The organism is Paucibacter hankyongi (genome assembly GCF_037482915.1).
GTDB classification, from domain to species: Bacteria; Pseudomonadota; Gammaproteobacteria; order Burkholderiales; family Burkholderiaceae_C; genus Paucibacter_A; species Paucibacter_A hankyongi.
In genome coordinates this window covers 60136-72687 of the sequence record NZ_JBBHJX010000006.1, presented here as the reverse complement: position 1 = coordinate 72687, position 12552 = coordinate 60136, and the positions used below count along the sequence as shown (strand labels likewise).

Below are 12552 nucleotides of genomic sequence, written 5' to 3'. Positions count from 1 at the left end.
GAATTCGCGCTCCTCGTGAGCTGCGCCACCGGCGCTGCTGCGACGCCAGCCCCCACTCTTTGCTCAGACCCATGCTGCAACAACTCTCGACATTCACTCAAGAAGCCTCCGCCATCGGCCCCGTGGTGCTGATCGTGATGGACGGCTACGGCATCTCAAAGACCGGCGCCGGCAGCGCCATCGCAGCGGCCAACAAGCCAACGCTGGACCGACTGGTGGCCCAGTACCCGAATATTCAGCTGCGCGCGCACGGCACCGCCGTGGGCATGCCCTCGGACGACGATATGGGCAACTCCGAGGTGGGCCATAACGCCTTGGGCGCGGGCCAGGTCTATTCGCAGGGCGCGGCCCTGGTGGCCAATTCCATCGCCTCAGGCGAACTTTGGCAAGGCCAGGCGTGGCAAGAAATCGTGGCAGCCGCCAAGGCCGGCAATCAGCGCATCCACTTCCTGGGCCTCTTGTCGGATGGCAATGTACACAGCCATATCGACCACCTCAAAGCCATGGTGCTGCGCGCCAAGCAAGAAGGCATCAAGACTGTGCGCGTGCATGCCTTGATCGACGGGCGCGATGTGCCCGAGACCAGCGCCTTGGAGTACGTCGTGCCTTTTGAAGCCTTCTTGGCCGAGCTGAGCACCGAGGGCTTCGACGCCCGCATCGCCTCGGGCGGCGGCCGCCAGTCCATCACCATGGACCGTTATGACGCCAACTGGCCCATGGTGGAACGCGGCTGGAAGACCCATGTTCTAGGCCAAGGCCCGCAGTTCGCCAATGGCACCGCCGCCATCCAGGGCCTGCGCGAGCAGCACCCCGGCGTGATCGACCAAGACCTGCCCGAATTCGTCATCGCCGAGAACGGCCAGGCCATCGGCACCATTGAAGACGGCGACGCCGTGGTGCTGTTCAATTTCCGCGGCGACCGCGCGATTGAAGCCACACGCGCCTTTGAAGAAGGCAGTGCTTTTGACAAGTTCGATCGCCAGCGCGTGCCCAAGGTCACCTTCGCCGGCATGCTGCAATACGACGGCGACCTGAAGCTGCCCGCGCGCTTCCTGGTGGCGCCGCCGGCCATCAAGAACACCTCGGGCGAGTGGTTCAGCAAGATGGGCATTGCGCAGTTCGCCTGCTCAGAAACCCAGAAGTTCGGCCATGTCACTTACTTCTGGAACGGCAACCGCTCCAGCAAGTTTGAGGGCGAAACTTATCTCGAAGTGCCCAGCGATGTGGTGCCGTTTGAGCAGCGCCCCTGGATGAAGGCGGCTGAGATCACCGACGCCATGGTCGCGGCACTGGAAAGCGGCAAGTACAAGGTGCTGCGCTGCAATTTCGCCAACGGCGATATGGTCGGCCACACCGGCAATTTGCGCGCCGCCACCATGGCCATCGAAGCGGTGGATCTGGCCCTGGGCCGCTTGCTGAAAGCGGTGGACGCCGCCGGCGGCGTGGCCCTGATCACCGCCGACCACGGCAATGCCGACGAGATGGTCGAGCTGGACAAGAAAACCGGTCAGCCCTCGCTGAACAAAGACGGCAGCTTCAAAGCCAAAACCGCCCACACGCTCAACCCGGTACCGCTGATCCTGTACCAGAATATTCCGGGCCTGAAGCTGGGCTTGAAGCAGACGCCAACGGCGGGCTTGTCCAATATCGCAGCGACCACCGCAAACCTGCTGGGCTTCGACAAGCATGCGGATTGGGATGAGAGCTTGCTGACGGTGGGTTCCTGAGCAGGATGAGTTGCGGCGCGGTCGGCTCTTAACTGCCAGTCTGCCGCGCCCCAGAACCGCTCAGGACGCCTCTTCCGTTTCGGCCCCGGGCCACAGGCGTTCCGCCCATGTTGTGGCGGAGGCATCAAATCCCTCGCCATTGGCCAGCACGACCAGCGCGATGCCGTCTTCAGGGCAACGCAGCGCCAGCGAAGAGAAGGCGGCAAAGCCGCCGCCATGAAACAAGAATTGCCGCTCGCCTTTGCGCAGGACCTCGGTGCCGAAGCGATAGGGCTGGTCGGCTGAGGCGAAGCGCGGGTCGTCAGCAGCGCAAAGCGCGAGCAGTGAATGGCTGCCTTGGCGACGCCAATCGTCTAGCAAACAGGCCTCGGCGCGCAGTAAATCATCCAGCGTCGACCACATGCCGCCATCGCCCCAACTGGCCAGGTTCACCGGCAGTTCACGCCAACCACCGGTCGCGCTGCTGTCACTGGCTTGGTAGCTGCGAGCACGGCGCGGCAAGACGCGATGGGGGTCGTTTTCAAAACCGGTTTCGTGCAGTTGCCAAGGCTCAAAGAGTCGCTGCCGCGCGATCTCGTTCAGCGGCAAGCCGGCATCGCGTTCCAAGCAATCCGCCAGGAGCACATAGTTGCTATTGCTGTAATCAAAGCGGCTGCCGGGCTCGAAGTCCCCATCTTCGGTCTTGCGAATTAGTTCCAAGGCCTGGGCCTGGGTGACGAGGTCGTTGTCGTCATGCCCGAGTTGCATCTGCCAGAGGTAGAGATAGTCATCAACACCGCTGGTGTGGCGCAGCAAATGGCCTAGACGCACAGGATGCTCGTAGCTGGCGAGCGCCGGCAGCAACGCGCGCATATCGGTGTCCAGCGCGATCCGCCCGGCCGTAACGGCCTGCATCACCAGCGCCCCGACCCAGAACTTTGATTCCGATGCGAGGTAGAAGCGGGTGTCGCCCGCGAGCGGCTGCGGCCACTCCAGATGCGCCAAGCCGTGGTGCGCGGTACGGACGGTCTGGCCCTCTATCGAAAGGCCGATACAAAAGCCGGGGCCTAAGGGATCGTGCTGTTCACGCAGCCTGGCGATGGCGGCGTCGAAGCGATCAAGGAGAAGTGGTGCATCAAGACTCATGGCGGCAGCATACGGGCTTGGGCCAGTTCGCTGCATCTGCATCCCCCTCGCTCAGGGCCGCTCCCCGACCAAAGCCGTCAAAATGGCATAGGCGGCCTCGATGCGGGCGGGGACCGGATAGTTCTTGTTCGCCAGCAACACCAGGCCGAACTGTTCCTTGGGGACAAACAGCGCATACGCACCGAAGCCCCCGGTCGAGCCGGTCTTGTTGAACAAGCGCGGCCCCGGGTCCTGTCCCGCCAAGACTTGTTGCGCCGGCTGAGGGTCAAAGATGATTTCTTCGGCATTGCCGCCCAAGAGCCACTCACGGCTGATGGGGTAGCCGTATTGCTCCCAGCCCAAGCCTTGCACCATAGGGCCGGCCCGGAACCGTCCAATCTGAGTGGACAGCACTGCGCGCTTCATCGGGCCGCTGAGGGTGGAAGGGTCCAAATTGGCCTGGACAAAGCGAAGCAAATCTGAGGCCGTGGTCTTCACCCCGTAGGTCTGCTCCTCCATGGGGCCCGGGTTGACTCGAACCGCCTGCTCGTCCCGATGTCCCCAGGCGTAGTTCCCCGCTGCTCGTTCAGGCACTTGAATGAAGGTGCTCGTCATGCCAAATGCCGGGAACACAATCGTTTCCATCGCACGGCTAAAGCTTGTGCCCAAGGCATTGCTGGCCGCCAAGCCAAACAGGCCCAGGCTCGGGTTGGAGTACTCGCGAATGCTGCCCGGTAGCGCCGCGGGTTTCCAGCCTGCGTAATAAGAAAACATGGCTTTGTGGCCATGAACGGTTTCAGGAAACTGCAAGGGCAAGCCGCCTGCGGTGTAGGTGCCGAAATGCAGCAGGGTGGCACGGTCGATGGCCTTGCCGCGCAGTTCGAGAATGTACTTGCCGGGGTGATCGGCCAGAGAGAGCTTGCCCGAAGCTTCGGCATATGCGCCCAGCGTAGCGGTCAGCGTCTTGCTGATGGAGCCGATCTCAAAAATGGTGGCGTCCGACACTGCCTGGCCCGAGGCTTTGGAGGCCACGCCGAAATTGAAGACATGAGCGCGACCGTGCCAGGACACCGCGACCGCCATGCCGGGCACGGCATATTGGCTCATCAGCGGCGCAATCACAGGCTCAAGGGCAAGACGAACACGTGCAGCATCGTCGGCATGGGCCGATGGGACGAGCAATGCGGCAACCGCAACGCTGCAGAGTCGCAGCAGGCTGCGAGAACAAGAAGAAGGCACGGGCGTCACTCGGGGACTTGGAGTTGAAGTGGCCTGTCAGACCTTGCGATCACTGCAGCTCAAAGGCTGAAGTCGTAGTCCACCGTCAGCGGCGCATGGTCGCTGAACTTCTGGTCCTTGTAGATTGAGGCGCTCTTGGCCAAGGCCGCGAGCTTGGGCGTGGCGAAGTGGTAGTCCAGACGCCAGCCCACGTTCTTGGCATAGGCTTGGCCGCGGTTGCTCCACCAGGTGTAGCAAGCGTCGGTGGTGTCAGGGTGCAGTTGGCGATAGACATCGACCAAGCCGCCATGACCGGGGTTCTGGCCAAAGAGATGATCCAACCAGGCGCGCTCTTCCGGCAGGAAGCCGGAATTCTTCAGATTGCCCTTCCAGTTCTTCAGGTCCTCTGGCTTGTGGGCGATGTTGACGTCAGCCACCAAGATGAACTCGCGCTCAGCCTTCAGCGCCGCCAGATGCGGACGCATCGCGTCCAGGAAGCGATATTTGGCTTCTTGCCGCTCAGGGCCACTGGAGCCACTGGGGAAGTAGCAGCTGATCAGGCTGAGCTTGCGGCCGGGCTTGTCGAATCGCTTCTCGATGTAGCGGCCTTCATCGTCGAACTCTTGCACGCCGATGCCGGTGATGATGTCGCTGGGGGTCTCGCGGGTGTAGAGCCCGACGCCGGAGTAGCCTTTTTTCTGCGCGTAGTGGAAGTGGCCCTTCAGGTCGCCCGAGCTGCAAAAGGTGCCGGCCACATGCTCATCCTGCGCCTTGACCTCTTGCACGCCCAAGGCGTCGGCTTGCTGCTGCGGCAGCCAGTCAAAAAAGCCCTTGGTGGCGGCGGAACGGATGCCGTTCAAATTGGCTGTTATGAAACGCATGGCAAAAACACTCACATGGACCGGTAGGGCGCGAAGTATCGCAGGTGAAGAAGTTGCCCCTTCAGACGCGGCTTGCGGTGTTTTGACAACAGATAACCCCAGACTTGGCGCCCAAGGTAGTTGGCGGGCAAGGGAATTGCTAGATTCACGGACAGTTCACAGATTGGTCACATACCACCTGCCAGCCCGAACGCGGCGCGGCCTTGTGCATCCTCTCTTTTTTCGGAGTTCCCCCTATGTCCAAGAAGTCCTTTTCCCTCGCTCCTTCGCGCGCCCTGGTGCGCCCCACCCAACTGGCCGCTGGCATCGCCTTGGCGCTGACGCTGTGGCCACTGGCGCAAGCGCAAGACAAGCCGGCTGAAAAGGCCGAGAAGAGTCAGCTCGAAACGGTGGTCATCACCGCCGAGCGCCGCGCCGAGAACATCAAGGACGTGCCGATTGCCGTCTCCACCCTCAAGGGCGAAAAGCTCGATGTGCTGGCCTCGGGCGGGCAAGATGTGCGCTTCCTGTCGGGCCGCGTGCCCAGCCTGAACATCGAGTCCTCCTTCGGCCGCGCCTACCCGCGCTTTTACATCCGCGGCTATGGCAATACCGACTTCCGCCTGAATGCCTCGCAGCCCGTCTCGGTGCTGTTTGACGACGTGGTGCAAGAGAACCCGATCCTGAAGGGCTTCCCGGTGTTCGACCAGCGCAATGTGGAAGTGCTGGCCGGCCCGCAAGGCACTTTGTTCGGCCGCAACACGCCGGCCGGTGTGGTTAAGTTTGACTCGGTGCGCCCGAGCAAAAAGCAAGACGCTTACGTCAGCGCCAGCTACGGCAGCTATGGCAGCTACAGCCTGGAAGGCGCCGCCAACCTGCCCTTGGCCGGCGACTGGTCGGCCCGCATCTCGGCGCAAACCCAGCATCGCGATGACTGGGTCAAGAACACCAACCCCAAGGGCCCGACCCAAGAGACCGAAGGCTATCGCGACAGCGCCGTGCGCGTGCAAGCCCTGTATGAGCCGAGCAAGACCTTCAGCGCCTTGTTCAATCTGCACCACCGCGATCTGGACGGCAGCCCGCGCCTGTTCCGCGCCAGCATCATCAAGCCCGGCACCAGCGACTTGATCGATGGCTTTGACCCAGCCAAGGTCTCGCTGGACGGTCTCAACAAGCAAACGCTGACCCAGACCGGCGGCTCGATGAAGCTGAAGTGGGCGCTGCCCGAGTTCACCGTCCACTCCATCACCGGCTACGAGACGGTCAAGCCCTTCAGCCGCGGCGATATTGACGGCGGCTCGGTCTACAAATTCCCGCAAGGCCCTGGCGAAGCAGGCTTCCCGGTGGAAACCTCGGATGCCTTGGACGGCCACCGTCAGTTGTCACAAGAGGTGCGCCTGGAGTCCAACGCCAGCGGCCCGCTGCGCTGGCAAGCTGGTGTTTACCTCTTCGATGAGCGCTACACCGCTGTGGCCCAAGACTACATCGGCCCATTGACCACCAGCACTCGGCAGACCAACAAGGCCTGGGCGACCTTCGGCTCGATCAACTACGACCTGAGCGCCGACTTCAAGCTGCGCGCCGGCCTGCGCTACACCAAGGACAAGAAAGAACTGTCCACCAGCACTACCGACCCCAAGCGCATTCAAGCGGGCAATGGACTGAGCCTGAATACCGATGATGCGAAGTGGAACTGGGACGCCTCGGCCACTTACGCGCTGAACAAAGACACCAACGTCTATGCACGCGTGGCTACCGGCTTCCGGGCTTCGTCGATCCAGCCTGCGGCCGAGTTCAATCCGCAGTCCTTCGCAGGACCAGAAGACGTCATCTCCTATGAGTTGGGCCTGAAGTCGGACCTGTGGGACCGCCGTGCGCGCCTGTCGGCTGCCTTGTTCAACTACGAGGTGAAGAACCAGCAATTCACCGCCGTGGGCGGCGGCAACAATGCCAACCGCCTGATCAATGCCAAGAAGGTGGGCGGCCAGGGCTTGGAGTTCAATCTGGAACTCTTACCGATCGACAACCTGCTGCTGACCGTGGGCGGCAGCTACAACGACACCAAGATCAAGGACGGCGGCTTGCAAGTCGAAGCCTGCGGCGCCTCTTGCACCTTGCGTGACCCGATCATCGTGCCCAAGAACCCGGCGATCTTCAAGTTCTCCGATACGGTGGCCATCGATGGCAACTCGCTGGCGCAAGCACCGAAGTGGATCGGCAACCTCACCGCCCGCTACACCATCCCCACCCCGGCCGGCAATGAGTTCTATGTCTACACCGACTGGGCCTATCGCAGCAGCGTGAGCTTCTTCCTGTATGACTCGGTCGAGTTCACCGGCAAGCCGCTGACCGAAGGCGGCCTGCGCCTGGGCTATATCTGGAACAACGGCAAGTACGAAGTCGCTGCCTATGGCCGCAACATCACCAACCAGATCCGCGTCACCGGCGCCATCGACTTCAACAACCTGACCGGCTTCATCAACGACCCGCGCACCTACGGCGTTCAGTTCAAGGCCATCTTCTAAGCCTCAACCAGCTCAAGGCGGGGCGGATTCAAGCTGATTTGAATCGCCTCGAATTGCCCTGCAAGCCCGGTCTTTCATGGAAGACCGGGCTTTTTTTGGCCCCTACAATGGAGCGAAAACTTGCTGCCCCAACGCCCATGACCACGACTCAAGCCCCCGATCTTTTGGCCCAAGAATTTGTTGCCTTCGCGGTGGAGGCCGGCGTCTTGCGCTTCGGCGAATTCAAGACCAAGGCCGGACGCCTGAGCCCCTATTTTTTCAATGCGGGACTGTTTGACGACGGCGCCAAGCTGGGCCGGCTGGCACAGTTCTACGCGCAGCGCCTGGTCGCCTCCGGCTTGCAGTTCGACATGATTTTTGGCCCGGCTTACAAAGGCATCACCCTGGCGGCGGCGCTCTCCATCGAGCTGGCTCGCTTAGGCCACAACAAGCCCTTTGCCTACAACCGCAAAGAAGCCAAAGACCATGGCGAAGGCGGCACCCTGGTCGGCGCGCCGGTGCAGGGCCGCGTGTTGATCATCGATGACGTGATCTCGGCCGGCACCTCGGTTCGCGAGTCGATTGCCATGATCAAGGCCGCCGGCGCCACGCCTTGCGGCGTCACCATCGCACTCGACAGGCAAGAAAAAGCGGTTGAGAACGGCGTCGAAAGCGCCAAATCGGCGGTGCAATATGTGACCGAGCAATTGCAAATGCCGGTGGTCGCGATTGCCGGCCTGGCCGATCTGCTGGCCTATCTGCACAGCACCAGCAACCCGGCGGTGACCGCCTACGCCGGCGCGGTGCAAGCCTACCGAGATCGCTACGGGGTCTGATGCCTTACTTCAACGGTCAGGACATGCGCCATCTGATTCAGACCTCCTGCCTGCCCCTGGCTGCGGGCATGCTGCTGGCCAGCAGCGCTTGGGCACAGGCGCCCAACGCCGGCACCAGCACAAGCAAATCAGGCGCCGGCATCTACACCTGCACCACGCCGGAAGGCCGCCGTCTGACCTCGGACCGGCCCATCGTCGAATGCAGCGCCCGTGAGCAGCGCATCTTGAACGCCGACGGTTCGCTGCGCGCGATCTTGCCGCCGTTTTTGTCGCCGGAAGAGCGCGCCGCGCAAGAGGCACGCGACCGCAAGCAAGCCGCCGAAATCGCCGCTCGCAATGATGCCATCCGACGCGACCGCAATTTGATGCTGCGCTTCCCCAACGAAGCCAAGCACCAGCGCGCGCGCGAGGAAGCCCTGGACGACGCCAACAAAGCGCGTTTGATTTCCGAGCACCGCATCAAAGACCTGGCGCTGGAGCGCAAGCCGCTGACAGACGAGGCCGAGTTCTACAAGGGCAAGCCGCTACCGGCCAAGCTGAAGCAGCAACTTGACGCCAACGACGCCGCGGTGGGCGCGCAGCGCGAGCTGATCGAAAACCAAAAAGCCGAGCTGGTGCGCATCAACGGCCGCTACGATTTGGAGTTAGCGCGCCTCAAACGACTGTGGGCCGGCGCAGCGCCAGGCAGCTTAGGGGCAGCGCCGGCGGATGCGGCTGCATCCGCCTCGCGTTGAGTCATCGCAGGAAGCGCCAGCACGGCGCTCCCGACTGAGCTTCGATCAGGCGCCGAGCTTCTTCTTCAGCAGCTCGTTCACCAGGCTCGGATTGGCCTTGCCCTTGGCGGCCTTCATCGCCTGGCCGACCAGGGCATTGAAGGCCTTCTCTTTGCCCGAACGGAATTCCTCGACCGACTTTTGATTCGCCGCCAAGATTTCGTCCAGGATGGCCTCGATGGCGCCGGTGTCGCTGACCTGCTTCAGGCCCTTGGCTTCGATGACGGCATCGACGTCCGAACCCTCACCGCTCCACAAGGCCTCAAACACCTGCTTGGCGGCATTGTTGGAGATGGTGCCGTCCTGGATGCGCTGGATCAAACGACCCAGCAGTTCCGGGTTGACCGGGCTGGCCTCAATGCTGCGCTCCTCGCTGTTCAAGCGACGTGACACCTCGCCCATCAGCCAGTTCGCCACCAGCTTGGGCGCGCCACAGACGGCTTTGGCCGCCTCGTAAAAGCGTGCCGTCGCCAGGCTTTGGGTCATGATGGCCGCGTCATAAGCGGTCAGCCCGTCTTGTTGCTCAAAGCGCGAGGCCATGACGGAGGGCAGCTCAGGCATCTCGCCGCGTACCCGCTCGATCCACTCGTTAGCAATCACCAGCGGTGGCAGGTCCGGATCGGGGAAGTAGCGGTAATCCGCCGAGTCTTCCTTGCTGCGCATCGCGCGGGTTTCGCCGGTGTCGGGGTTGAAGAGCACGGTCGCTTGTTGGATCTTGCGGCCGTCTTCGATCTCGTCGATCTGCCAGTTCACCTCAAAGTCCACCGCCTGCAGCAGATTGCGGAAGCTGTTCAGGTTCTTGATCTCGCGGCGTGTGCCGTATGGCTCGCCCGGCTTGCGTACCGACACGTTCACATCGCAACGGAAGGAGCCTTCTTGCATATTGCCGTCGCAAATGCCCAACCACATCACCAGCGCATGCAGGGTTTTGGCGTATTCGCAGGCCTCGGCGCCAGAGCGCATATCGGGCTCGCTCACGATCTCCAGCAGCGGTGTGCCGGCTCGATTCAAGTCGATGCCGCTTTGGCCGTGATAGTCCTCATGCAAGCTCTTGCCCGCGTCTTCTTCCAGGTGAGCACGGGTCAACTGCACGACCTTTTTCTCGTCACCGACGAAGAACTCGACCTTGCCGCCTTGCACCACCGGGATCTCGAACTGGCTGATCTGATAGCCCTTGGGCAGGTCCGGGTAGAAGTAGTTCTTGCGCGCAAAGATGGACAGCGGCGCCACCTTGGCGTCAACCGCCAGACCAAAGCGAATGGCCCGCTCGACCGCACCACGGTTCAAGACCGGCAGCGTGCCCGGCAGCGCCAGATCCACGGCCGAGGCCTGGGTATTGGGCTCGGCGCCAAAGGCGGTGGAAGAGCCGCTGAAGATCTTGGAGACGGTGGAGAGTTGGACGTGGTTTTCCAGGCCGATCACGACCTCATAGCCACGGATCAATTTGTTCGTGCTGCTGCTCTTCATTTCAGAATCCTGCCGGGGCTGCGCGGTGCCAGTCGGTCGCTTGTTGCAAGGCATGTGCGGCGTGCAAGAGCTGCCCCTCCTTGAAGTAATTACCCAAGAGCTGCAAGCCCACCGGCATGCCGCCTTCGCCCAAGCCCACCGGCACGCTCATGCCGGGCAGGCCGGCCAGCGAGCCGGGCAAGGTGAAGATGTCAGCCAGATAGGCCTTGACCGGGTCGTCCTTGCCTTCGCCATGCTTCCAGGCCACGGTGGGCGCAACCGGGCCGGCAATCAGGTCGCATTGCTGGAAGGCTTGCTGGAAGTCGTCGGCAATCATGCGGCGCAGCTTTTGCGCTTGCAGGTAGTAGGCGTCGTAATAACCGTGAGACAGCACGTAGCTGCCGATCATGATGCGGCGCTTGACCTCGGGGCCGAAGCCTTCGGCGCGGGTCTTTTTGTACATGTCCAGCAGGTCATCAAACTTGGCTGCACGGTGACCAAACTTGACGCCATCAAAGCGGCTCAGATTCGAGCTGGCTTCGGCCGGGGCAATGATGTAGTACACCGGGATCGCCAGCTCGGTACGAGGCAGGCTCACGTCCACCAGGGTGGCGCCGAGCTTTTCTAACTCCGCCAAACCGGCTCGCACCGCGCCATTCACATCGGCTGCCAAGGCCGCCGGGAAGAACTCACGCGGCAGGCCGATGCGCAAGCCCTTCAAGGGTTGAGCAGCGGTGGCACCTTCGCGGGCGGCCAGCATCTGGGCATGGAAGTCTTGCGGAGGCTGCTGCACGCTGGTGGCGTCGCGCTCGTCAAAGCCGCTCATGGCCGAGAGCAGCAGGGCGCAGTCTTCGGCCGAGCGCGCCATCGGGCCGGCTTGGTCCAGGCTGGAGGCGAAGGCAATCATGCCGTAGCGGCTGCACACGCCATAGGTCGGCTTGATGCCGGTGATGCCGGTGAAGCTGGCCGGCTGACGGATCGAGCCGCCGGTGTCGGTGCCGGTCGAACCTGGCACCAAGCGCGCCGCCACCACGGCGGCCGAGCCGCCCGAGGAGCCGCCGGGCACACGGGCCGTATCCCAGGGGTTGGCCACCGGCTTGTAGGCCGAGTTCTCATTCGCCGAGCCCATGGCGAACTCGTCGCAGTTGAGCTTGCCCAGAGACACGGTGCCGGCCTCAAACAAACGCGCAATCACCGTGGCATCAAAGGGGCTGCGGTAGCCGGCCAAGATCTTGGAGCCGGCGGTGGTGGGCATGTCCTTGGTGACAAAGATGTCCTTGTGCGCCAGCGGCACGCCCAGCAAGGGGCTGCTGTCGCCGGCGGCGCGGCGCGCATCGGCCGCAGCGGCGGCGGCCAGCGAAGCGGCGGGGTCGGTATGCAAAAAACCGCCCAGCGCTTCATGCTGGGTAACACGTGCAAGCAGATGTTGCGTCAGCTCGGTGCTGGACACCTGCTTGGCCGCCAGCGCACGGCTCAAATCGGCCACGCCCAGATCATGCAGGGCGGCGTTGTGGGTACTTGTCGTCGTTGTCATTATTCGATCACCTTGGGCACCAGGAACAGGCCGTCTTCCACGGCCGGCGCGCTGCGTTGGTTCAGCTCGCGCTGATTGCTCTCCGTGACGGCGTCCTCACGCAGACGCAGCGCCACTTCTTGCACCGCCGACAGCGGCGTGTAGAGCGGCTCCACGCCGGAGGTGTCGACGGCGCTCATTTGCTCAACGATGGAAAAAAAACCATTCAGCTGGCCGAGCAAGGCGGCGCTTTCCGCTTCTTGCAATTCCAGCCGGGCCAGATGGGCGATTCGACTAACGTCTTGTGGGGTCAGAGCCATGGGGCAAGGTGTCCGGAGGTGGCAAAAACAAGGGCCTCAATTAGCAGAACTGAGGGCTTGTCGGATCAAGAAATAGGGGGCTATCAGTTATTATCTATGCTTATCTCCACTGCATCGGGGCTGCGTGTCCTACAGGGCTTGTCTCTCTAGGGTCGTGCAGCCTCGTTGCATATGGTTCAACCGTCGGCTCAACCGTCGTTCCACACCCGTCCCGATCAACGCTTTATTGCGCGTAATGCCGGCGATCTCCA

Annotated in this window: 10 protein-coding genes; 4 read left to right on the top strand and 6 right to left on the bottom strand. The window is 62.5% G+C overall.

What is annotated here, in order from left to right; all coding sequences use genetic code 11:
• Nucleotides 1-71: 71 nt before the first annotated feature.
• Entirely contained in the window at nucleotides 72-1727 is a 1656-nt protein-coding gene (gene gpmI, locus WG899_RS11190) for a 2,3-bisphosphoglycerate-independent phosphoglycerate mutase (RefSeq protein WP_339595726.1), read from the top strand.
• Between the two features lie 60 nt (nucleotides 1728-1787).
• On the opposite strand, the gene WG899_RS11185 is transcribed toward gpmI, so the two are convergent.
• From WG899_RS11185 to WG899_RS11175, 3 genes are read right to left on the bottom strand one after another with little or no spacing between them, the layout of a single operon-like run.
• The gene (locus WG899_RS11185) at nucleotides 1788-2852 is read right to left on the bottom strand and encodes a serine hydrolase domain-containing protein (RefSeq protein WP_339595725.1); all 1065 of its coding nucleotides are present in this window, start codon (nucleotides 2850-2852) and stop codon (nucleotides 1788-1790) included.
• A 51-nt stretch (nucleotides 2853-2903) separates the two neighbouring features.
• A complete protein-coding gene (gene ampC, locus WG899_RS11180) occupies nucleotides 2904-4070 on the bottom strand; it encodes a class C beta-lactamase (protein WP_339595724.1) in 1167 nt (388 codons plus the stop codon).
• A gap of 59 nt (nucleotides 4071-4129) precedes the next feature.
• Nucleotides 4130-4930, bottom strand: a complete 801-nt coding sequence (locus WG899_RS11175) for an exodeoxyribonuclease III (protein ID WP_339595723.1) — start codon at nucleotides 4928-4930, stop codon at nucleotides 4130-4132.
• Nucleotides 4931-5166: 236 nt separating this feature from the next.
• Between WG899_RS11175 and WG899_RS11170 the strand changes: the two genes are divergently transcribed.
• The 3 genes from WG899_RS11170 (at nucleotide 5167) to WG899_RS11160 (ending at nucleotide 8983) form a co-directional block, all read left to right on the top strand.
• Nucleotides 5167-7434, top strand: coding sequence for a TonB-dependent receptor (locus WG899_RS11170; protein WP_339595722.1), 2268 nt, complete (start codon nucleotides 5167-5169; stop codon nucleotides 7432-7434).
• 137 nt (nucleotides 7435-7571) lie between these two features.
• Entirely contained in the window at nucleotides 7572-8249 is a 678-nt protein-coding gene (gene pyrE / locus WG899_RS11165; RefSeq protein WP_339595721.1) for an orotate phosphoribosyltransferase, read from the top strand.
• Between the two features lie 23 nt (nucleotides 8250-8272).
• On the top strand, nucleotides 8273-8983 hold the full coding sequence (locus tag WG899_RS11160; protein WP_339595720.1) for a hypothetical protein: 711 nt from the start codon (nucleotides 8273-8275) through the stop codon (nucleotides 8981-8983).
• A gap of 45 nt (nucleotides 8984-9028) precedes the next feature.
• On the opposite strand, the gene gatB is transcribed toward WG899_RS11160, so the two are convergent.
• Genes gatB through gatC form a run of 3 tightly spaced genes read right to left on the bottom strand, consistent with a single transcriptional unit; the run spans nucleotide 9029 to nucleotide 12301 of the window.
• Nucleotides 9029-10489, bottom strand: coding sequence for an Asp-tRNA(Asn)/Glu-tRNA(Gln) amidotransferase subunit GatB (gene gatB, locus WG899_RS11155; RefSeq protein ID WP_339595719.1), 1461 nt, complete (start codon nucleotides 10487-10489; stop codon nucleotides 9029-9031).
• 1 nt (nucleotide 10490) lies between these two features.
• Complete coding sequence (gatA, locus tag WG899_RS11150; protein WP_339595718.1) at nucleotides 10491-12002, bottom strand: Asp-tRNA(Asn)/Glu-tRNA(Gln) amidotransferase subunit GatA; 1512 nt, start codon at nucleotides 12000-12002, stop codon at nucleotides 10491-10493.
• Nucleotides 12002-12301, bottom strand: coding sequence for an Asp-tRNA(Asn)/Glu-tRNA(Gln) amidotransferase subunit GatC (gene gatC, locus WG899_RS11145; protein ID WP_263539627.1), 300 nt, complete (start codon nucleotides 12299-12301; stop codon nucleotides 12002-12004). The genes gatA and gatC overlap by 1 nt, the downstream gene beginning before the upstream one ends.
• Nucleotides 12302-12552: the final 251 nt, after the last annotated feature.